This is a genomic window from Streptomyces sp. NPDC005402, from assembly GCF_040606575.1.
In the GTDB taxonomy this organism is placed as follows: domain Bacteria; phylum Actinomycetota; class Actinomycetes; order Streptomycetales; family Streptomycetaceae; genus Streptomyces.
The window spans coordinates 83,367-105,223 of sequence record NZ_JBEXFB010000029.1 but is presented as its reverse complement, the minus strand read 5'-3'; the positions used below and the strand labels follow the sequence as shown (position 1 = coordinate 105,223).

Below are 21,857 nucleotides of genomic sequence, written 5' to 3'. Positions count from 1 at the left end.
GGGGGGGGGGGGGGGGGGGGGGGGCGGGGGGGGGTTCGGGGGGCGCCCGGGGGCGCCGCCGGTACCCCGGCCGGGGTCGGCGGGCCGGGACGAGCCGCCGGCCCCTGACGGATCCCGGCTTCCCGTCGAGCTGTCGTCGACCCACTCGCCGGTCCGCCGCGGGTGTCCTTGTCCGCCGCCGCGCCCGCGTCCTCCAGGACGACGTCGGGCACATCGCACGGGCCGCTCATCCCCCGGTCTCGGGAGAGACCGTCTCCCGAGACCGGGGAGGTTTGGTCAGTCGGTGGTGGTCGAGGGCGCCTGCGCCGAGTCGCGCGAGCCGGAGGCCGGACGCCGCCCGCCTCTCGGCGGGGGTGCCGTCGAGGCGCGTACGACGAGCTCGACCGGTGGGTCGCTCGCCGGTGCCGGCTCGGCGTCCGGTTTCTCGATGGCCTGCACCAGGAGCCGGAGGCCTTCGCGGGCGACGGCGTCGAAGGGCTGGCGCACGGTGGTCAGCGGGGGGGTGACATAGGCGGAGACGGGGACGTCGTCGAAGCCGACGACACTCACGTCCTCCGGCACCCGCAGGCCTGCTTCAAGGAGCGCGCGGATGAGACCGATGGCCATGTCGTCGTTGGCGGCGAAGACCGCGGTGGCCTCACCGGCAGCGGCGAGTTCGTGGCCCGCCGCGTAGCCGGACGAGGCCGACCAGTCACCCTCGATGACGGGCGGTTGCCGCCTGTCCCGTGCCGCGAGCGCCGCCCGCCAGCCCTGGAGGCGGTCCCGGGCGGCGAACCATCTTTGCGGGCCGGCCAGGTGATGGACCGTCATATGTCCGAGGTCCAGCAGGTGTTCGGTGGCCGCCCGGGCCAGTGACTCGGCGCCGACGCCCGCGGCCACGGTTCGTGGGCCACCGAAGGCGGCGGGCGCCCCGAGGACCAGCACCGGGACGCCGACACTGAGCGACACCGAACCCTCGTCGATCGGTTCGGACACGACGATGCCGTCCACGCCCTGTTCGAGGAGTGCCTCCACCGCCCCGGCGACGCCCGCCGGGTCGCCCTCCAGCGTGTTGACGACCCGGAGCGCGTAACCCGCGTCGCGGGCGGCCCGCTCGATGCCGATGAGCAGGGAGGCGGGACCGTACAGGGCGGTTCCGAGGGTGACCACGCCGATCGAACGGGTGCGTCCCGAGGCCAGGGCCCGGGCTGCGCTGTTCAGCCGGTACCCGAGTTCCTCCGCGGCTTGGAGAACTCGCCCGCGGACATCCTCCGACACGTACCGCTCGCCGTTGAAGACCCGGGAGACCGTCTTCTGCGAGACGCCGGCCAGCCGGGCCACATCCACGGCGCGCGCCGCGCCAGGGCTCGTGCCCTGTCCTCCCACTGGCGTCATTGACGTCTCCCGATGTCCGGCGGCTCAGATTCTAGCCAGAGTGGCCGGTCGAGGGCTTGTCGGCCCTCTATGACCGCCCGCCATGACCGCGTAGTCGGATCTGCGCAGTCGGCTCGGCGCGTGGCCACGGTGGCATGCGGCACGGTGATCGTCCCGTCGGTGCCCGAGGCCCGGGGGCCACCCGGGACGGCACGACCTACGCAGTCCAGCTCTCCGGGGTCGCACAGCGCTTCGACCAGCCCGGCACCATCCGCTGGTCAGCCGGTTCGCGCCCAACCTGAGGCTGAGGGACGGCCCCGGACTGTTCGACCACGGCCACGACCTCGCCCCCGCCGGCGGTCTGGGACGGAGGCGTGAGCCGCGTGAGCGACGATCCCGGCACGCCGACCGGGGCGCTGGTGCACCCGGAAGGGGTCGTCGCCCGGGCTCGCGAGATCTCCGGTACTGACGCCGCCGACGGTGTTGAAGCCGCCCTGCGCGGCTGGCCCGACGCCCCGCCCGCACTCCGGCGAGGCACCGCACTCGGCGCGACCGCAGGAGCCGGCCGGGCTCTGCGGCGTGAGTACCTTGCTGGTGCCGTCCCCTCGGGCCCACACCACCGCCAAGAGCGGGGAACGCGGCAGGCGAACCCTTGACCGAGAGCCGCCCCAGCCGGGACCATGTTGCGTATCAGTCACACTGTTGCGTATTGCGCAGCCCCTGGAGGACTCCGTGTCTCTTCGACCGCAACCCGACCGCGAGTTCGTCCTCACCCTGTCCTGCCCGGACCGCTCCGGCCTCGTCCACGCCGTCACCGGATTCCTGGTCCGGCACTCCGGGAACATCCAGGAGAGCCAGCAGTTCGACGACCGGCTCCAGGACCGCTTCTTCATGCGCGTGCACTTCGACGTCTCGGACCCGGGCACCACCCTGGAGGATCTGCGGTCCGGTTTCGCACCGGTCGGCGAGGCATACCGGATCACCTGGCAGCTGCGGAACGCGTCCACCCCCACCCGCACACTGATCATGGTGTCGAAGTTCGGCCACTGCCTGAACGACCTGCTCTTCCGGCAGCGCACCGGCGCGCTCGGCATCGAGGTGCCGGCGATCGTCTCCAACCACCCGGACTTCGCACCGCTCGCCGAGAGCTACGGCATCCCCTTCCACCACATTCCGGTGACCCCGGAGACGAAGGCGGACGCGGAGGCGCGGCTGCTCGAACTCGTCGACCGGCTGGACATCGACCTCGTGGTCCTCGCCCGCTACATGCAGATCCTGTCGAACGACCTGTGCAAGCAGCTCGAAGGCCGGGCGATCAACATCCACCACTCGTTCCTGCCGAGCTTCAAGGGCGCGCGGCCCTACGTCCAGGCGCACGAGCGGGGCGTGAAACTCGTCGGGGCCACGGCCCACTACGTCACCCCGGACCTCGACGAGGGGCCCATCATCGAGCAGGACGTCATCCGCGTGAGCCATGCCCAGGGCGCCGAGAGTCTGGTCACCCTGGGGCGGGACGTAGAGGCGCAGGTCCTCGCGCGGGCCGTGGAGTGGCACAGCCAGAGCCGCGTCATGATCAATGGTCGTCGCACGGTGGTCTTCCGCTGACCGGTATTGACCTGTTCGCATAGGGTTCCGCCATGAGCAACAACGGCACCGAGTCCGGGGGCACGTCCGGCGGCGGGGTGCAGTCCGTCGACCGGGCTGTCACCGTGCTGGAGATCCTGGCCCTGCGCGGCGAGGCAGGCGTCAGCGAAGTGGCCGAGGCCATCGACGTCCACAAGTCCACCGCGTTCCGTCTGCTCGGCGCGCTGGAGGCGCACGGGATGGTGGAGCAGGAGGGCGAGCGCGGGAAGTACCGCCTCGGCTTCGGGATCGTGCGGCTGGCCGGAGCGGTCACCGGACGCATCGACGTCACCAAGTACGGCCGCGGGATCTGCGAGCGCCTCGCCGACAGGCTCGGCGAGACGATGAACATCGCGGTCCTGGAGTCCCACCATGTGATCAACCTCGACCAGGTGCGCGGCCGGTCCGCCATCACCGCGCAGAACTGGGTCGGCCGGCTGACGCCGATGCACTGCACGTCGAGCGGCAAGGTCCTGCTCGCCCATCTCACCGAGAAGCGCCGGGACGAACTCGTCGACGCGGCCGGGCTCGAACGGATGACAGCCCGCACGCTGACCTCCCGGCAGAAGCTGGAGGCGGAGCTGGTCCGGGTGCGCGAGCTGGGTTACGCCATGACGGTGGAGGAGTACGAGGAGGGCCTCAACGCCATGGCGGCGCCGGTGCGTTCCGGCGACGGCAAGGTCGTCGCCGCCCTCACCGCCTCCGGTCCCGCCTTCCGTCTCACCGAGGAGCGGATGCACGAGCTGGCACCGGTGCTGGTGGAGGCGGCCGACGAACTCAGCCACCGGCTCGGCTACGTGGGCTGAGGCCCCGGTACGCGAGGGCGGCGGCCGCTGCTAGCCACGAAGCCGGGACATCGCCGGGTCGAACAGCGGCTCCTCCGCCACCACGGCCTCCACGCGCTGGTCGAAATATCCGATGTGCAGCGCACGGCCGGTCACCGCGAGTTCCGCCGGCAGCCAGGCGTACGCGATGCCCTTGCCGATCGTGTATCCGAAGGCCGCGCTGGTGACGTGGCCGACCGCGCGCTGCCCGTCGTACACCGGCTCCTTGCCCATGACGACGGCCCGCGGGTCCTCGATCGTCAGGCAGGTCAGCCTCCGCCGTACGTCGGCCGCGCGTCGCTCCAGCGCCGCCTTCCCGACGAAGTCCTCCTTGTCGGCCTTGACGGCGAAGGCGACCCCGGCCTCGTAGGGGTCGTGCTCGTAGGTCATGTCGGTGCCGAAGGAGCGGTAACCCTTCTCCAGGCGGAGGCTGTTGAAGGCGCCCCGTCCGGCGGCGATCCCGCCCAGCGGCTTCGCCGCCCGCCACAGCGTGTCCCACAGCTTCTGGCCCAGGTCGGCGGTGGTGTACAGCTCCCAGCCGAGCTCGCCGACGTACGACAGGCGCATGGCGGTCACCGGGACGGACCCGATGTGGGCGCGCTTGGCGCGGAAGTACTTCAGGCCCGCGGCCGAGAAATCCTCGTCGGTGAGCGGCTGGAGGACATCCCGGGCCAGCGGTCCCCACAGGCCGATGCAGCAGGTGCCGGGGGTGATGTCGCGGACCTGGACCGTGCCGTCGGCGGGGAGGTGCCGGGTGAACCAGTCGAGGTCGAGGTTGCCGTTGGCGCCGACCTGGAAGAGGTCCGGGGCCAGCCGTGCGACGGTGATGTCGCTGCGGATGCCGCCGTCGTGGTCCAGCAGCAGCGTGTACGTCACCGAGCCGACGGACTTGGCGACCTTGCCGGTGCACAACCGCTCCAGGAGGTCGGCGGCTCCCCGGCCGCTCACCTCCAGGCGCTTGAGGGCCGTCATGTCGTACATCGCGACGGTCTCGCGGGTGGCCTGGGCCTCGGCACCGACGATCGGCGACCAGTACCGTGCGGCCCAGTCGTTGGGGGTGACGATCGAACGGCCTTCCACCAGACCCGCGTTGGCCTCGTACCAGTGCGGCCGCTCCCAGCCGTTCGCCTCCAGGAAGAAGGCGCCCAGCTCCTGTTGGCGGGTGTGGAAGGGGCTTGTGCGGATCGGGCGCGGGTCGCCGGACGGCTCCAGCGGGTGCAGGATGTCGTAGACCTCGACGAAGTTCTGGCAGTCGCGGGCCAGTACGTACTCCGGGGAGAGCTGGTGCGGCTCGAAACGGTTGACGTCGCACTCGTGGAGGTCGAAGGAGGAGCAGTGGCCGTCGACCAGCCATTCGGCGACGGCCCGTCCGACGCCGGCGGAGTGGGTGACCCAGACGGCCTCGGCGACCCAGAAGCCCTTGACGTCCGGGGACTCTCCGAGGAGGGGCAGGCCGTCGGTGGTGAAGGAGAACAGGCCGTTGATGCCCTCCTCGACCTTGGCGTCCTTCGTCGCCGGGAGCAGTGACTGCGTCTCGGTCCAGGCGTCCGCGAAGTCGTCCTCGGTGAACTTCAGGACCGACGGCATCCCTTCGGCCTCGTCGACGGAGAGGATCTCGTCGGCGGTGATCGGCATGGGGCGGTGGCCGTAGTAGCCGATGCCGAGGGTGTCGTAACGGTCGCGGTAGTACAGGTCGGCGTCCTGGTGGCGCAGGATCGGGCGCACCGCCTCCTCCGCCTGGCCCGCGAGCGCGGGGACCGGACCGGTCCAGGCGAGCTGGTGGCCGAGCGGGGTGAGCGGGAGGTTCATGCCGACCATGCGGGCGATCCTGGGGCCCCAGATGCCGGCGCAGCACACGACGATGTCGGCCCGCAGATCACCCTGGTCGGTGCGGACGCCGGTCACCTCGCCGTCGGCCCGGAGCACGTCGAGGACCTCGTGGCGGTCCAGGAAGGTGACACCGCGCTCGGTGGCCCGGCGGATCTGCGCCTCGACGGCGAGGACGGCCTTGGCGAGGCCGTCGGTGGGGATGTGGAGGCCGGCGAGGATCCGGTCGCGGTTGACGAGAGGGTGCATGGCGACGCACTCGTCGGCGGTGATGACCCGCGACTCGACGCCCCAGGCCGTGAGCCAGCCGTGCCTCCGGTGGAGTTCCGTCACGCGCTCCGGGGTGGTCGCCACTTCGAGGCCGCCGACCTGGAGGAAGCAGGGCTGTCCGTCGACGTCGAGGGAGCAGAACTTCTCGACGGTGTAGCGGGCCAGCTCGGTCATGGTCTTGGAGGGGTTGGCCTGGAAGACCAGACCCGGGGCGTGCGAGGACGACCCTCCGGTGGCCGGGAGCGGGCCCTGGTCGACCACGGTCACCTCGGTCCAGCCTCGCGCGGAGATCTCGTCGGCCAGTGCCGCGCCGACGACGCCCGCTCCGATGATGACCACTCGGGGTCCCGCCATCGCCGCACCTCCGGTTAAGTTGCTTTGTACGCAACACGATTCAGGCTGCGCAACTCAATGTGCCCGCCGTGCCGGTGGGTGTCAAGAGGCCCGGTGACGTCGGAGAACGGCCAGGCAAACGGCCCGGGAAAAGGCTTGGGGAACGGCCTGGAAAACGACAACGCCCGGTGGGCGGCGCGCACCCACGCGCACCGCCCACCGGGCTCACCCGACCGGCCTACTTGATCCAGGCGTCGACCTTGGCGCGGTTGGCGTCGACCCACTTCTTGGCCGCCGCGTCCGGCGTCATCTTGTCCACCGCGATGTACTTGGCCACGACGTTCTGGTCGTCGTTGGTCCAGTTGAACTTCTTCACCAGGTCGTAGGCGGGGCTGCCCGACTTGGCGAACTTCGCGCTGACGATCTTGTCGAGGTCGTAGACGGGGTAGTCGCAGGCGACCTTGGCCGGGTCGGCGTCGCAGCCCGTCTTGTACGCGGGCAGGTCGACCTTGACCAGCGGCACCTCGGACAGGAACCACTGCGGCTCGTAGAAGTAGCCGATCACCCACTGCTTGTTCTTCTCGGCGTTGCGGTACGCCTGGATCAGCGCGGTCTCACTGCCCGCGTACACCACCTTGAAGTCCAGCTTCAGGTTCTTCACCAGCGCCTCGTCGTTGGTGACGTACGACGGGTCGCCGTCCAGGAGTTGGCCCTTGCCGCCGGATTCCGAGGTCTTGAACTTCGAGGCGTATTTGTTGAGGCTCTTCCAGTCGGTGATGTCCGGGTGGGCCTTGGCCAGCCACGGCGGCACGTACCAGCCGATGATGCCCTTGTTGCCGGTCGAGCCGGCCTCCACGGCGGTCTTCTGCTGGGTGATGTACTTCTTCTTCAGGTCGTCGTGGCCCCAGTTCTCCAGGACGGTGTCGACCTCGCCGGTGCCGAAGCCCTGCCAGGCGATCTCCTCCTTGAGGTCCTTCTTGGTCACCTTGCACTTCAGGTCGTGCTCGGCGACGTACGCGACGACCGCCGCGTCCGCCTCGTAGCCCACCCAGGGGTTGACCGCGAGGTTGAAGGTGCCGCACTTGCCGGAGCTGCCCGACCCGCCGGCCTCCGAGGAGTCACCGACCTTCGCGCCGCCGCAGGCCGTGAGGGTGAGGCCGAGGACGGCCACGCCGACCGCGCCGGCTCGCCAGTGTCTTGCCATGGTGTGGTGCTCCTCAGTTACTGGTGCGGCGAGCCGCTGCTTGAGTGATCCGGTCGAACATGACGCCGAGCAGGACGATGGCGAGACCGGCCGCCAGGCCCTTGCCGTACAGCTGTCCCTGCGAGAAGCCGGCCACCACGTCGTAGCCGAGGGCGCCCGCGCCCACGAGGCCGCCGACGACGACCATCGACAGCACGTAGATGAGGCCCTGGTTGGTCGCGAGCGTCAGGGCGCCGCGGGCCATCGGCAGCTGGACCTTGGTGATGATCTGCCAGGTGTTGCACCCGGTGGAGGTGGCCGCCTCGACGGTGGCCGCGGGCACGGTCCGCACCCCGTCGGCGATGATCTTGATGGCGACCGGGGCCGCGTAGACGATCGCGGCGACGATGGCCGTGAACCGGGTCGCGCCGAACAGAGCGAGGAACGGCACGAGGTAGACGAACGGCGGCATCACCTGGGCCGCGTCGAGGGTGGGCCGCACGAGCCGGTCCACCAGCGCGCTGCGCCCCATCCACACCCCGAAGACCATGCCGAGCAGCATGACCAGCACGGTCGCCACGACGGTCGAGGCGAGGGTCGTCATGCCGTCCGACCACACGCCGGTGGCGACGAGCAGGCCCACGCACACCGCGGTGGTGATCCCGGCACGCCACCCGCCGAGGACCACCGCGATCCCGATCAGGGCGGCGCCTACGAGCCACCACGGGGAGTCGGTGAGCAGCGTCTGGAACGGGTTGAGCAGGCCGTTGGTGATGACGTCCCGGAAGCCGTTGGTCAGCCCGGACAGGTGGTCCTGTGCCCAGGTGGTCACGTTGTCGGCCGCTTTGGCGATGGTGCTGCCGGTGCCGCCGTCGCCGGGGAACTCGGCCGCCCACAGGTAGGTGTGCGACAGGTACACGAGTACGGCCGCCACGACTCCCCCGGCCACGAGCAGGTGCCGCCGCCACTTGAGCAGGGGGTTGCCGGATCGCCGGGCCGCCTCCGCACGTTCGCTCGCCGCGGTGGTGACCCGGTCCAGGACGATCGCCATGACGACGATCGCGAGGCCCGCGTTGAAGGCCGTGCCGACGTCGAGGGACTGGAGGGCCTGGACGACGGTCTTGCCGAGGCCGGGGGCGTCGATCAGAGCGGCGATGGTCACCATGGCGAGGGCGGCCATGATGGTCTGGTTGACGCCCATCACCACGGTCCGCCGGGACATCGGCAGCAGCACCTTCAGCAGGGACTGCCTGCGGGTGGCGCCCATGGACTCGGCCGCCTCGACCGTCGTCGGGGGCACCGAGCGAATGGCGTGCGCGGTGATGCGCAGGGCCGGGGGTGCCGCGTAGATGACGGTGGCGATGGTCGCGGAGGCGCCGCCGATGAGGAAGAACAGAGTGAGCGGCGCGAGGTAGACCATGGTCGGCATCGTCTGCATGAAGTCCAGGAAGGGCGTGACGATCCGGTTGACCCGTTCCGACAGGCCCGCCCACACCCCGAGCGGGATCGCGAACAGCAGCGCCACGAGGACCGCGGAGAGGGTCAGGGACAGGGTGTCCATGCTCTCCTGCCACAGGCCCTGGAGCCCCAGGAAGGTGAACCCGGCCACGGCCAGCAGCGCGACCCGCCAGTTGGCGACCGCCCAGGAGACATAGCCGGCGAGGCCGACCACGCCGAGCCAGCCGATCTGCGGGACCGGCCGGTCGCCGGACGGCTGGGAGATCAGGTCCTGGACGAAGGTCACCAGGGTGTCGATGACCAGCCGGATCTCGTTGAAGAAGTACAGGAACAGCGGGTTGGAGTTGCGGTCGGCGCCGATGGAGTCGTTGACGTCGTTGAGCCAGCGGTGCAGATCGGTGAGGTCGGCCGCGGCCAGCGACAGGGTCTGCCGCCCGCGCAGTACGGCGAAGAGGAGGAGCCAGACGACCAGGATCGCGCCGACCACCATGGATCGGCTGATCCGGCGGGCGGAGGCGACGGGTGGCGGCGGGACGGACTGCTGCGCCTCCCCCGAGGTCTCGGGTTTCTCCATGGCGACCGTCATCACGCGTCGCCTTCCTGCCCGGCGACCACCGCGAGGATCTCCTCGTCACCGACGATGCCGATCAGCTTGCCGTTCTCGACGACCTTGACGGGCTTGTCGGCGGCGAGCACCGCCCGGGTGGCCTCCTTCACCACGACGTCGGGACCCAACTCGGGTCCGTCCAGAGGGTCTTCGGGCGTCGCCGGACGCATGATCCAGCGCAGGGTCAGCACGTCGCCGCGCGGCACGTCCTTCACGAAGTCGCGTACGTAGTCGTCGGCGGGGGCACCCACGAGTTCGTCGCCGGTGCCGCACTGGACCGTTTTGCCGTCGCGCATGATGAGGATGCGGTCGCCGAGCTTCAGCGCCTCGGAGAGGTCGTGGGTGATGAACACCATCGTCTTGCCGACCTCGTGGTGCAGTCGGATGACCTCGTTCTGCATGTCACGGCGGATCAGCGGATCGAGCGCCGAGAACGGCTCGTCGAAGAGGAGGACGTCCGGATCTCCGGCCAACGCCCTGGCCAGGCCCACGCGTTGCTGCATACCGCCGGAGAGCTGGTCGGGGTAGGAGTTCTCGTAGCCCGCGAGGCCCACGAGTTCGACGACCTCCAGCGCCCGCCTGGTGCGCTCGGCCCGGCCCATGCCGCGGATCTCCAGGCCGAACGCCACGTTGTCGACGACGCGGCGGTGGGGCAGCAGACCGAAGTGCTGGAAGACCATGGAGAACTTGCTGCGCCGCAGCTCGCGCAGCCGCCGCTCGTCGGCGTCCCGGATGTCCTCGCCCTCGAAGACGATCTCACCGGCGGTGGGCTCGATCAGCCGGGTCAGACAGCGCACCAGGGTGGACTTGCCGGAGCCGGACAGTCCCATGACGACGAAGACCTCGCCGGGCGCGACCTCGAAGCTCACGTCACGCACGGCGGCGGTACAGCCGGTCCGGTCCATGAGCTCGCGGCGGGTGAGCCCGCGCAGCTCCTCGGAGTCCGGTACCTGGTCCGCCTTCGGCCCGAACACCTTCCACAGCCCGCGTACGGATATGACGGGCGTGGGCGCCGCGTCCTCGGGGGTGCCGCGGCGCGGCGGCACCTCGGTCTGGGTTGGGGTCATGGTCGACCTCTTCTCGGCGTTCAGCCGCGGAACCAGTGCTGCGGCCGGGGTTGGATGTTCTGCCAGATGTGCTTGGGCTCGCGGTACTCGTCGAGGCCGGTCGGTCCCAGTTCCCGGCCGACACCGGAGTGCCCGAAGCCACCCCACTCGGCCTGGGGCACATAGGGGTGGTAGTCGTTGATCCACACCGTGCCGTGCCGCAGCCGGCGGGCGACCCGCTGGGCCTTCCCGGCGTCCTGCGTCCAGACCGCCCCGGCGAGGCCGTACTCGGTGTCGTTCGCGATGCGTACGGCGTCGTCCTCACCGGTGAAGCGCTCCACGGTGAGCACCGGCCCGAAGGACTCCTCGTGCACCACCCGCATGTCCTGCCGGCACTCGTCGAGCACGGTGGGCGGGTAGTAGTGGCCGTTCGCGAGGGCCGGGTCGGCGGGCCGTTCGCCGCCGCAGCGCAGTACGGCCCCCTCGGCGACACCCGCGGCGACGTACGCCTCGACCTTCTCAAGGTGCTGCGCCGAGATCAGCGCCCCGGTCTCGGCCTCGGGATCGAAGGGCCCGCCGAGACGGATCTGCCGGGCGCGGCGGACCACCTCGTCGACGAAGCGGTCGTGCAGCGAGTCCTCGACGATCAGCCGGGCACCGGCCGAGCAGACCTGCCCCGAATGCAGGAAGACGGCCGTGAGCGCGAAGTCCACGGCCGTCTCGAAGTCGGCGTCGGCGAAGACGACGTTGGGGTTCTTCCCGCCGAGCTCCAGCGCGACCTTCTTCACGGTCGCGGCGGCCGTCGCCATGATCCGTCTGCCGGTCTCCACGCCCCCGGTGAAGGAGACCATGTCGACGCGGGGGTCCTCGGAGAGCGGCGCGCCGACCTCGGGCCCGGTGCCGAGGACGAGGTTGGCGGCACCGGCGGGCAGTCCGGTCTCCGCCAGCGCCCTCATCAGCAGGATCGAGGTGGAGGGAGTGAGTTCGCTCGGCTTGAGGACGATCGTGTTGCCGGCGAGAAGGGCCGGGGCGACCTTCCAACTCGCTTGCAGAAGTGGGTAGTTCCAGGGTGTGATCAGTCCGCACACCCCGATCGGCTCGTAGACCACGCGGCTGACGGCGTCGTCCCGGCCGGTGTCGATCACGCGGCCGGCGTCGGTGCCGCCGAGCCCGCCGTAGTAGCGGAAGCAGGAGACGATGTCGGCGATGTCGTACTCGCGCTCCACCAGCCGCTTGCCGGTGTCCAGCGACTCGGCGCGGGCGAACTCCTTGGCGTCACGCTCGATCAGGTCGGCGGTGCGCAGCAACAGGGCGCCGCGCTCACGCTCGGGGGTGCGCGGCCAGGGGCCCTCGTCGAAGGCCCGGCGGGCGGCGGTGACGGCTGCCTCGGAGTCGGCGCGGGTGCCTTCCGACACGGTCGCGGAAAGCGTGCCGTCGGCGGGACAGCGGATCTCCCGGCGCCCCCCGGCCACCGGCTCCCGCCATTCACCGTCCACGTACAGGTCTGCCACGTCGGGAGCCCTTCGAGCGATTTCGTTGCGCATGACGCATCGTATTGCTTTTGGTGGAACACTCTGGAGACTGCGGCACCCCACGTCAAGGGGTTGGGGGATGACGGTTTGGGCACGCGGGCGCCTTGCGCGCAGCGCGGGTCCGGCCGGTTTCCGGTACAAGCGGTCCCACGAAAAATCCGCGTTACCCGGCCTGCGTGCGGGCGTCCCGGTGCCGGTAGTACACGGCCTCGGAGGGCGCGAGCGGGTCCTTGCCGAGGATGAGGTCGGCCGCCTTCTCCGCGATCATCATCACCGGCGCGTAGATGTTGCCGTTGGTGACATAGGGCATCACCGACGCGTCGACGACCCGCAGCCCCTCGACGCCGTGCACGCGCATGCTGGCCGGGTCCACGACGGCCATCTCGTCGGTGCCCATCTTGCAGGTGCAGGAGGGGTGCAGGGCGGTCTCGCCGTCCTTGGCGACCCAGGCGAGGATCTCCTCGTCGGTCTCGACGGACGGGCCCGGCGAGATCTCCCCGCCGTTGTAGGGGGCGAGCGCGGGCTGGTTGAGCAGCCTGCGCGCGACGCGGATCGCCTCGACCCACTCGCGGCGGTCCTGTTCGGTGGACAGGTAGTTGAAGCGCAGCGCCGGGTGCTCCTGCGGGTCCTTGCTCCTGATCTTCACGGAGCCGAGGGCGTCGGAGTACATGGGTCCGACATGCACCTGATAGCCGTGTCCGCCGGCGGGCACCGAGCCGTCGTAGCGGACCGCGATGGGCAGGAAGTGGAACATCAGGTTGGGGTAGTCGACGTCGTCGTTGCTGCGGGCGAAGCCGCCCGCCTCGAAGTGGTTGGTGGCGGCGGGGCCCTTGCGGAAGAGCCACTGCAGGCCGATGAAGGGCGCCCGCCACTTCGTGAGGTACGGCTGCATGGAGACGGGCTGCTTGCAGGCGTACTGGATGTACACCTCCAGGTGGTCCTGCATGTTCTCGCCGACGCCCGGCAGGTCGTGCACGACGTCGATGCCGAGCGCGCGCAGTTCCTCAGCGTTTCCGACGCCCGAAAGCTGAAGCAACTGCGGGGAGTTGATCGCGCCGCCGCAGAGGATGACCTCCTTGGCGCGGACCTGCTGGAGCGCGCCCTTGCCGCGCCGGTACTCGACGCCGACGGCCCGCTTGCCCTCGAACCGGACGCGGGTGACCAGGGCGCGGGTTGTGACCGTGAGGTTGGGTCGCTTGCGGGCGGGCTTCAGATAGGCCTTCGAGGCCGACAGCCGGCGACCGCGGTGGACGTTGCGGTCGAACTTGGCGAAGCCTTCCTGCCGGTAGCCGTTGACGTCGTCGGTCGGCGCGTACCCGGCCTCCTCGGTGGCCTTCTGGAAGGCGGTGAAGAGCGGGTTGGTGGCCGGGCCGCGTTCCAGGACGAGAGGGCCGTCGTGGCCGCGGAACTCGTCGTCGGGGTCGGCCGCGAGGCAGTTCTCCATGCGCTTGAAGTACGGCAGACAGTGCGCGTAGTCCCAGCTCTCCATGCCGGGATCGGCGGCCCAGCGCTCGTAGTCCAGGGGGTTGCCGCGCTGGAAGATCATGCCGTTGATGCTGCTGGAGCCGCCCAGTACCTTGCCGCGGGCGTGGTAGACGCGCCGGCCGCCCATGTGCGGCTCGGGCTCGGACTCGTACTTCCAGTCGTAGAAGCGGCTGCCGATCGGGTAGGTCAGCGCCGCGGGCATGTGGATGAAGACGTCCCACGGGTAGTCGGGCCGGCCGGCCTCCAGGACCAGCACCCGGTTGCCCGGGTCCGCGGAGAGCCGGTTGGCCAGTGCGCTGCCGGCCGATCCACCGCCGACGATGACGAAGTCGTACTGCTGAGGAGCCATGGTGCCTCGTCTCGCTCGCGCCGTAGATACGCGCGGCATGGTAGTACGGGTAGCGTGATACGCACCAGGTTGCGAAGCGCGCAACTTGCACGACACATGCACGGAGTCCTCGAAACACTCCCGCATCCTTGTTGTTTACCCCCCGTATAGTTGCGTTGTGAGCAACTACAACCCGGATAACGAAACGACAGGGTCGTCGAGCGGTGGGGTGCAGTCCGTCGACCGGGCCATTCACGTGATGGAGATCCTGGCCCAGCGGGGCGAGGCCGGCGTCAGCGAGGTGGCCGCCGAGATCGACGTTCACAAGTCCACGGCGTTCCGGCTCCTCGGCGCCCTGGAAGCGCGCGGCCTGGTGGAACAGGCGGGTGAGCGCGGCAAGTACCGTCTCGGTTTCGGCATCGTGCGCCTGGCCGGCGCGGTCACCGGCCGCATCGACATCACCCAGCAGAGCCGCCCGGTCTGCGAGGACCTCGCCGAGGAGATCGGCGAGACCGTGAACCTCGCCGTGATGCAGGAGCGCTACGCGGTCAACCTCTACCAGGTGCGCGGCCCCGGTGCCGTCACCGCGCAGAACTGGGTCGGCCAACTGACCCCGCTGCACGCCACGTCGAGCGGCAAGATCCTGCTGGCCCACCTGCCGGCCAAGGAGCGCGCCGCGCTGCTGACGGAGGCCGGTCTGAAGAAGGTCACCCCGCGCACCATCACCGCGAAGACGAAGCTCGAGAAGAACCTCGCCGAGGCCCGGGAGCGCGGTTACGCCTGGGCCCTGGAGGAGCTGGAGCTCGGCCTGCACGCCATGGCCGCGCCGGTCCGCGACCGGGACGGAGAGGTCATCGCGGCACTCAGCGCCTCGGGGCCCTCGTACCGGCTCTCCGAGGAGCGCCTTCACGAGCTCGCCCCGGTCCTGGTCAAGGGCGCCGAGGAGATCAGCCACCGCATGGGCTACCTGGGCTGAGCCACCCCCGGCCCGGGCGGATTCCCCAGCCGGGCCTGGACCCAGTCGTGGAACTCGCCGATGTGGTGCTCGCTGGGCACCAGCACACCACCCTTGGCGTACAGCCGTGAGCTCATCCCAAGCTGGGTGCGCTCGCACGCGTCGAAGTCCTGCCGGTTGACCCGGTCGAAGAGCTCCACCGACCTGCTGACGTCCCGACCGCTCTCGACGACCTGCGGAAGGTACAGCCAGTCGCACTCGACGATCGTGCGGTCGGCGGCGACCGGGTACATCCGGTGGAAGATCACATGGTCGGGCACGAGGTTGACGAACACCTGCGGCCGGACGGTGATCGCGTAGTAGCGGCGGTCCTGGTCCTCGGAGACCCCCGGGATACGGTCCAGGCCCTCCGAGCCGTCGACCGTGAAGCCTCTGACGTCCGCACCGAACTCCGCGCCGTGCCCCACGTAGTACTGCGCCGCGTATCCGTCGGCGAACTCCGGGAGCACCTCGGTGAGTTCGGGATGGATCGTCGCGCAGTGGTAGCACTCCATGAAGTTCTCGACGATCAGCTTCCAGTTCGCCTTCACGTCGTAGACGATCCGCCGGCCGACCTCCAGCCCCCCGATGTCGTAGCGCTCGATCGACTCGGTGTCGCCGAGGCGCGTGATCACGTCCTGGACGACCTCGTCGAAGGGCGGCGGGTCCTCGGCGAGGCACACCCACACATAGCCCAGCCACTCGCGCACGGCCACGCTCACCAGGCCGTACTCGGTCCGGCCCACGTCCGGCATCTTCGTCAGGTTCGGCGCGGCCACGAGCTTGCCCGTGAGGTCGTACGTCCAGGCGTGGTACGGGCACTGGAACGCCCGCTTCACCTCCCCCGACTCCTCCGTGCACAGCCGGGCGCCCCGGTGCCGGCAGACGTTGAAGTAAGCGCGCACCGAGTTGTCCCGCGCACGCGTGATCAGGATGCTCTCCCGGCCCACCTCCACGGTCTTGAAGGCGCCGGGTTTGGGCAGGTCGGAGGCGCGGACGGCGCAGAACCACATCGCTTCGAAGATGCGCTCCTGCTCCTGCGCGAAGATGCCGGGATCCGTGTAGGAGACGCCGGGAAGGGTGGCGATCAGGCTGTCCGGCAGGCTGGTCGAGGTCACAGTGCACTCCTCGGGGACGTCGGGGACCGGTGATGCACGCCTTCGTGTACCGGTGGTGCACGCCGGGAAGAGCGGACGGCGTTCTGAACGGAGCGACAGCGTCGGTGCTGTCAGGCAGCGGCGGCGAGCTGCTTGCGCCAGCGCGTGAACAGCCGCGGCTGGTTCATCCCGAGCACGGCGACCGGATGGCCGGAACGCCGGTACACGGCCAGGACGTTGCGGTCGTCCCGGGCGCCTTCCTCGATGGTCACGCTGTCGGCGGCGGCCGCGTGACCGGCGAACTGGATCTTCACGCCGTACTGGTCCGACCAGAAGTACGGCGGCCTCGGCGCGCTCGGTTCCACCGCGCCGCCCGCCAGCAGTGCGGTCACGGCCGCGTCGGGCCGCTCCCGGGCGCCGGTCCAGTGCTCGACGCGGCGGTGCAGGCCCGCGCGCGGGTCGTACCAGGAGGCACAGTCGCCGACCGCGACCACGCCGGCCAGGCTGGTGCGGCCGTCGGCCCCGCACGTGACGCCGTCGTCGAGTGCGATCCCCGAGTCGGCGAGCCAGTCGACGCACGGACGTGCGCCGACCCCCACGACCACGATGTCGGCGGGGAGGCCGCGGCCGTCCGCCAGCAGGACGGTGTCGACACGGCTCCCGCCGCGCAGCCCCTTGACGCCCACTCCGCACAACAGCCGTACGCCGTGGTCCGCGTGGAGGGCGGAGACGATTGCGCCCATGGTCTCGCCGAGCGGTCCGGCCAGCGGGGTCGGGGCCGCTTCCACGACGGTCACGTCGAGTCCGAGGGCGTACGCGGTGGAGGCGACCTCGGCGCCGATGAAGCCGCCGCCGATCACCACCAGCCGTCCCCCGAGGGCCAGTTCGTCGCGCAGGGCACGGGCGTCGTCCAGGGTGCGCAGGGTGTGCACCCCGGCCAGTCCGTCGGTGCCGGGCAGGGTCCGGGCGGCGGCGCCGGTCGCGATGACGACGCCGTCCGCCCGTACCTCGCTGCCGTCGGCGAGCCGTACGGCGCGCCGGTGGCCGTCGAGACCTACGGCACGGACGCCGAGCAGCCACTGCACCCGCAGGTCCTCGTCGTCCGGCTCCAGCGCGAGATCGGCCTCGGCCAGGGAGCCGGCCAGGAACTCCTTGGACAACGGGGGCCTGTCGTACGGGCGGTGGAGTTCGTCGCCGATGACGACGAGCCGCCCGTCGTAGCCCTGCTTCCGCAGCGAGCGCGCCGCCGACAGACCGGCGAGTGAGGCACCGACCACGGCGACCGTCCTCACGCGGGTCCGCCGGCGAGCCTGGCCGCGACACAGGGCGGCAGGTTGGGGGCGTCCAGGGACAGCCGGACGTAGATCATGCCGTCCTCGACGAGGACCTCGTGGGTGCGGACCGGGCGTTTGGCGGGCGGGGCGTCGACGGCGCCCGTCCGCAGGTCGAACTTCGAGGCGTGCAGCGGGCATTCGACCTCGCAGCCCTCCAGCCAGCCGTCGGCGAGCGAGGCGTCCTGATGGGTGCAGGTGTCGTCGATGGCGAAGACCTCGCCGTCGTCGGTGTGGAACACCGAGACCGGCGGATCGATGTCGAGCCGGTAGGCCTCGCCTCGGGGGAGATCCACGAGACGGCACGCGGGAATCATCATGACACCTCGGTGCGTATAACGAAACGGATTGCGGTGAACGCAACGCCAGTTTGGGGGCGCCCGCAAACCCTTGTCAAGGAGTCCAGAGGGCGGACACCTGCGGCAATCTGCGTTGCTTGATATGCAACATCATGCACAGGGGGCAACGCCGAGCAGGCTTTCACAGCACAACCACGGAGCGGAGCACCTCGCCGCGGTGCATCTTCTCGAACGCCTTCTCCACGTCCCCGAGGCCGATGGTCTCGGACACGAACGCGTCCAGGTCGAAGCGCCCGTCCAGGTAGAGGTCGATGAGCGCCGGGAAGTCCCGCGAGGGCAGACAGTCGCCGTACCAGCTGGACTTCAAAGCGCCGCCGCGTCCGAAGACGTCGAGCAGCGGCAGCTCCAGCTTCATCTCCGGGGTCGGCACACCGACCAGGACGACGGTGCCGGCGAGGTCGCGGGCGTAGAAGGCCTGCCGGTACGTCTCGGGGCGGCCGACCGCCTCGACGACCACGTCGGCGCCGAAGCCCCCGGTCAGTTCGCGCACCGCCGCCACGACGTCGGTGGCCGAGCCGTCGACGGTGTGGGTCGCGCCCATCCCGAGGGCGCGCTCCAGCTTGCGCGGGTCGATGTCGACGGCGATGACCTTGGTCGCGCCGGCGAGCCGTGCCCCCGCGACGGCGGCCATGCCGACCCCGCCGCAGCCGATGACGGCGACGGAGTCCCCGCGGCCGACGGCGCCGGTGTTCACGGCCGCGCCGAAGCCCGCCATGACACCGCAGCCGAGCAGTCCCGCGGCGGTCGCCGGGGCCGCCGGGTCCACCTTGGTGCACTGCCCGGCGGCGACCAGGGTCTTCTCGGCGAAGGCGCCGATGCCGAGGGCGGGCGAGAGCGGGGTGCCGTCGAGGAGGGTCATCGGCTGTGTCGCGTTGTGGGTGTCGAAGCAGTACCAGGGTCTCCCCTTGCTGCACGCCCGGCACTTACCGCAGACGGCACGCCAGTTGAGGATGACGAAGTCACCCGGCTCGACACCGGTGACGCCCTCCCCCACGGCTTCGACGCGGCCGGCCGCCTCGTGGCCCAGCAGGAAGGGGAAGGCGTCGTTGATCCCGCCCTCCCGGTAGTGCAGATCGGTGTGGCAGACCCCGCAGGCCTCGACCTTCACCAGCGCCTCGCCGGGGCCGGGGTCGGGGACCAGGATCGTCTCGACCGAGACCGGGGCGCCCTTCGCACGGGCGACGACAGCACGAACCTCATGAGCCATGGGTCACTCCTCCGACTGCACTCTCGGTTGCCTCATTCGCGACACGTATCGCTATGCGCAACTGAGCATCGAGGAGGGGGAGCCATGGGTCAAGAGGTCGGTTCCGGCCGGGCGGCAGGCGCGGACACGGGCCCGGTCCCGCACCCGCACCCGCACCCGCCGGCTCTCCGTCACTCCCCCACGTACGCCGCCAGATGTTCCGCCGTGAGCGTGCTCCCCGTGGCGACGAGCTCCGCCGGAGTCCCCTCGAACACGATCCGCCCGCCGTCATGACCCGCGCCCGGGCCGAGGTCGATGATCCAGTCGGCGTGGGCCATGACCGCCTGGTGGTGCTCGACGACGATGACGGACTTGCCGGAGTCGACGAGCCGGTCGAGCAGACCGAGGAGTTGCTCGACGTCGGCGAGGTGGAGTCCGGTGGTCGGCTCGTCGAGGATGTACACGCCGCCCTTCTCGCCCATGTGGGTGGCCAGCTTCAGCCGCTGCCGCTCACCGCCGGACAGCGTGGTGAGCGGCTGCCCGAGGGTGAGATAGCCGAGCCCGACGTCCGAGAGCCGCTCCAGGATCCTGTGCGCGGCCGGCGTGCGCGCCTCACCGGTGTTGAAGAACTCCTCCGCCTCCGTCACCGGCATCGCGAGCACCTCGCTGATGTCCCGCCCGCCGAGGTGGTACTCCAGCACCGAGGCCTGGAACCGCTTCCCCTCGCACTCCTCACAGGTCGTGGCGACCCCGGCCATCATCGCGAGGTCGGTGTAGACGACCCCGGCGCCGTTGCAGGTGGGACAGGCGCCCTCGGAGTTGGCGCTGAACAGCGCCGGCTTCACCCCGTTGGCCTTCGCGAACGCCTTGCGGATCGGTTCGAGCAGTCCGGTGTACGTCGCCGGGTTGCTCCTCCTGGAGCCGCGGATGGCGCCCTGGTCGACGGAGACGACCTCCTCCGTGGCCGGGATCGACCCGTGCACCAGCGAGCTCTTGCCGGACCCCGCGACCCCGGTGATCACGGTCAGCACCCCGAGCGGGATGTCGACGTCGACGTCCTGGAGGTTGTGCGTGCTCGCACCGCGGATCTCCAGCGCCCCGTTCGCCTTGCGGACCGTGTCCTTGAGTCCGGCCCGGTCGTCGAAGTGGCGGCCGGTCACGGTGCCGCTGGTCCGCAGCCCCTCCACGGACCCCTCGAAGCAGACCGAGCCGCCCGCCGTCCCGGCACCGGGGCCGAGGTCGACGACATGGTCGGCGATCACGATCGTCTCCGGCTTGTGCTCCACGACGAGCACCGTGTTGCCCTTGTCCCGCAGGCGCAGCAGCAGGTTGTTCATGCGCTGGATGTCATGGGGGTGCAGCCCGATGGTCGGCTCGTCGAAGACGTAGGTGACGTCGGTGAGCGAGGAACCAAGATGCCGGATCATCTTGGTGCGCTGCGCCTCGCCGCCGGACAGCGTGCCCGAGGAGCGGTCGAGGGAGAGATAGCCGAGCCCGATCTCCACGAAGGAGTCGAGGGTCTCCCCCAGCGCCGTCAGCAGCGGCCCGACCGACGGCTCGTCCAGCGCGCGCACCCACTCGGCGAGGTCGCTGATCTGCATCGCGCAGGCGTCGGCGATGCTGATCCCCTTGATCTTCGAGGACCGGGCGCCCTCGCTCAGCCGGGTGCCCTCGCACTCGGGGCAGACCATGAAGGTGATCGCGCGGTCCACGAACTCACGGATGTGCGGCTGCATCGACTCGCGGTCCTTGGCGAGCATCGACTTCTGGATCCGCGGGACGAGACCTTCGTAGGTCATGTTGATGCCCGCGATCTTCATCCGCACCGGTTCGCGGTACAGGAAGTCCTGGAGCTCGCGCTTGGTGAACTTCCGGATCGGCTTGTCCGCGTCGAAGAAGCCGGACTCGCTGTAGAGGCGGTAGTTCCAGCCGCCAGCCTTGTAGCCGGGGATGGTCATCGCACCCTCGTTGAGGGACTTGGAGTCGTCGTAGAGCTGGGTGAGGTCGATGTCGTTGACCGTGCCGCGGCCCTCGCAGCGCGGGCACATGCCGCCGACGATGCTGAAGCTGCGGCGCTCCTTCACGGTCTGTCCGCCGCGCTCCATGGTCACCGCGCCCGCCCCGCTGATGGAGGCGACGTTGAAGGAGAACGCCTTGGGCGAGCCGATGTGCGGGGTGCCGAGTCTGCTGAAGAGGATCCGCAGCATCGCGTTGGTGTCGGTGACGGTCCCGACGGTGGAGCGCGGGTCGCCGCCGAGGCGCTGCTGGTCGACGGTGATCGCGGTGGTCAGTCCGTCGAGGACGTCGACCTCGGGCCTGGCCAGGGTCGGCATGAAGCCCTGTACGAAGGCGCTGTAGGTCTCGTTGATCAGCCGCTGCGACTCGGCGGCGATGGTGTCGAACACCAGCGAGCTCTTGCCGGAGCCGGAGACTCCGGTGAAGACCGTGAGCCGGCGCTTCGGGATCTCGATGCTGACGTCCTTGAGGTTGTTCTCGCGCGCCCCGTGCACGCGGATCAGGTCGTGGCTGTCAGCGGCGTGCCGGTCGCCCGAAGTGGCCTTGCTCATGGTGATGTGTCCTCCCGTTTTCGACAGCTTCGAACACTACGTCGAAGCGCACGCCTCAGCGCAGTTCCTGGACGCGGATCATGTTGCCCGCGGGGTCGAGGAAGGCGCAGTCCCGTATGCCGTACGACTGCTCGATCGGCTCCTGGATCACCTCGGCGCGGGCCTGGAGCCGCTCGAAGACGGGATCGAGGCAGGGAGTGGCGAGCAGGAGCCCGGGGCCGTCGCCCGCCGGGTGCAGCACGACCGAGGCACCGGCCCGGCTCGCGGGGCCGACCGTGATCCACCGCATCCCGTCGCGGCCCACGTCACCGCGCACCTCGAAGCCCAGCGCGTCCCGGTAGAAGGCCAGGGAGGCCTCCGGGTCGTCGTGCGGGAGGAAGCTCGCCCGAATGCGGATGTCCATGCCCGCCACGCTAGCCACGGCTCCCGGCCCGCGCTTCTCGGATCCTGACCG

16 protein-coding genes are annotated in these 21,857 nt (G+C 70.3%); 3 read left to right on the top strand and 13 right to left on the bottom strand.

Translation table 11 applies throughout. The features are described 5' to 3' along the window. Window positions 1-276: 276 nt before the first annotated feature. Window positions 277-1,374, bottom strand: a complete 1,098-nt coding sequence (locus tag ABZT02_RS38975) for a LacI family DNA-binding transcriptional regulator (protein WP_356026554.1) — start codon at window positions 1,372-1,374, stop codon at window positions 277-279. Window positions 1,375-2,085: 711 nt separating this feature from the next. On the opposite strand from ABZT02_RS38975, the gene purU reads away from it, so the two are divergent. Further along, window positions 2,086-2,958, top strand: a complete 873-nt coding sequence (gene purU, locus ABZT02_RS38970; RefSeq protein ID WP_356026552.1) for a formyltetrahydrofolate deformylase — start codon at window positions 2,086-2,088, stop codon at window positions 2,956-2,958. Between the two features lie 32 nt (window positions 2,959-2,990). Beyond that, complete coding sequence (locus tag ABZT02_RS38965; protein ID WP_356026550.1) at window positions 2,991-3,782, top strand: IclR family transcriptional regulator; 792 nt, start codon at window positions 2,991-2,993, stop codon at window positions 3,780-3,782. Window positions 3,783-3,812: 30 nt separating this feature from the next. On the opposite strand, the gene ABZT02_RS38960 is transcribed toward ABZT02_RS38965, so the two are convergent. The 6 genes from ABZT02_RS38960 to betA form a co-directional block, all read right to left on the bottom strand. Beyond that, complete coding sequence (locus ABZT02_RS38960) at window positions 3,813-6,251, bottom strand: FAD-dependent oxidoreductase (RefSeq protein ID WP_356026548.1); 2,439 nt, start codon at window positions 6,249-6,251, stop codon at window positions 3,813-3,815. 217 nt (window positions 6,252-6,468) lie between these two features. Further along, window positions 6,469-7,434 (bottom strand): ABC transporter substrate-binding protein, encoded by a 966-nt coding sequence (locus tag ABZT02_RS38955; protein ID WP_356026546.1) that lies wholly within the window; start codon window positions 7,432-7,434, stop codon window positions 6,469-6,471. A 13-nt stretch (window positions 7,435-7,447) separates the two neighbouring features. Then, window positions 7,448-9,457, bottom strand: coding sequence for an ABC transporter permease subunit (locus ABZT02_RS38950; protein ID WP_356026544.1), 2,010 nt, complete (start codon window positions 9,455-9,457; stop codon window positions 7,448-7,450). Next, window positions 9,457-10,545, bottom strand: a complete 1,089-nt coding sequence (locus tag ABZT02_RS38945) for a glycine betaine/L-proline ABC transporter ATP-binding protein (protein WP_356026542.1) — start codon at window positions 10,543-10,545, stop codon at window positions 9,457-9,459. The genes ABZT02_RS38950 and ABZT02_RS38945 overlap by 1 nt, the downstream gene beginning before the upstream one ends. Window positions 10,546-10,565: 20 nt before the next feature. Beyond that, on the bottom strand, window positions 10,566-12,035 hold the full coding sequence (locus ABZT02_RS38940; RefSeq protein ID WP_356026560.1) for an aldehyde dehydrogenase family protein: 1,470 nt from the start codon (window positions 12,033-12,035) through the stop codon (window positions 10,566-10,568). Between the two features lie 184 nt (window positions 12,036-12,219). Next, window positions 12,220-13,890, bottom strand: a complete 1,671-nt coding sequence (gene betA / locus ABZT02_RS38935) for a choline dehydrogenase (RefSeq protein WP_356026540.1) — start codon at window positions 13,888-13,890, stop codon at window positions 12,220-12,222. A gap of 208 nt (window positions 13,891-14,098) precedes the next feature. Between betA and ABZT02_RS38930 the strand changes: the two genes are divergently transcribed. Beyond that, window positions 14,099-14,845 carry an IclR family transcriptional regulator gene (locus ABZT02_RS38930; protein WP_356026558.1) on the top strand — a complete coding sequence of 249 codons (747 nt, stop codon included), beginning with the start codon at window positions 14,099-14,101 and terminating at the stop codon, window positions 14,843-14,845. On the opposite strand, the gene ABZT02_RS38925 is transcribed toward ABZT02_RS38930, so the two are convergent. The 6 genes from ABZT02_RS38925 to ABZT02_RS38900 all read right to left on the bottom strand — a co-directional run bounded on the left by ABZT02_RS38925 (window position 14,833) and on the right by ABZT02_RS38900 (window position 21,806). Beyond that, window positions 14,833-15,981 (bottom strand): aromatic ring-hydroxylating dioxygenase subunit alpha, encoded by a 1,149-nt coding sequence (locus tag ABZT02_RS38925; RefSeq protein ID WP_356026538.1) that lies wholly within the window; start codon window positions 15,979-15,981, stop codon window positions 14,833-14,835. The genes ABZT02_RS38930 and ABZT02_RS38925 overlap by 13 nt on opposite strands. 110 nt (window positions 15,982-16,091) lie before the next feature. Continuing rightward, a complete protein-coding gene (locus tag ABZT02_RS38920; protein ID WP_356026536.1) occupies window positions 16,092-17,252 on the bottom strand; it encodes an FAD-dependent oxidoreductase in 1,161 nt (386 codons plus the stop codon). After that, a complete protein-coding gene (locus tag ABZT02_RS38915; protein WP_356026534.1) occupies window positions 17,249-17,611 on the bottom strand; it encodes a bifunctional 3-phenylpropionate/cinnamic acid dioxygenase ferredoxin subunit in 363 nt (120 codons plus the stop codon). Before ABZT02_RS38915 ends, ABZT02_RS38920 begins: the two co-directional genes overlap by 4 nt. A 160-nt stretch (window positions 17,612-17,771) precedes the next feature. Continuing rightward, the gene (locus ABZT02_RS38910) at window positions 17,772-18,857 is read right to left on the bottom strand and encodes an S-(hydroxymethyl)mycothiol dehydrogenase (protein WP_356026532.1); all 1,086 of its coding nucleotides are present in this window, start codon (window positions 18,855-18,857) and stop codon (window positions 17,772-17,774) included. 170 nt (window positions 18,858-19,027) lie between these two features. Further along, complete coding sequence (locus ABZT02_RS38905) at window positions 19,028-21,403, bottom strand: excinuclease ABC subunit UvrA (RefSeq protein ID WP_356026530.1); 2,376 nt, start codon at window positions 21,401-21,403, stop codon at window positions 19,028-19,030. A 55-nt stretch (window positions 21,404-21,458) separates the two neighbouring features. Further along, window positions 21,459-21,806 carry a VOC family protein gene (locus ABZT02_RS38900; RefSeq protein WP_356026528.1) on the bottom strand — a complete coding sequence of 116 codons (348 nt, stop codon included), beginning with the start codon at window positions 21,804-21,806 and terminating at the stop codon, window positions 21,459-21,461. Window positions 21,807-21,857 lie beyond the last annotated feature (51 nt).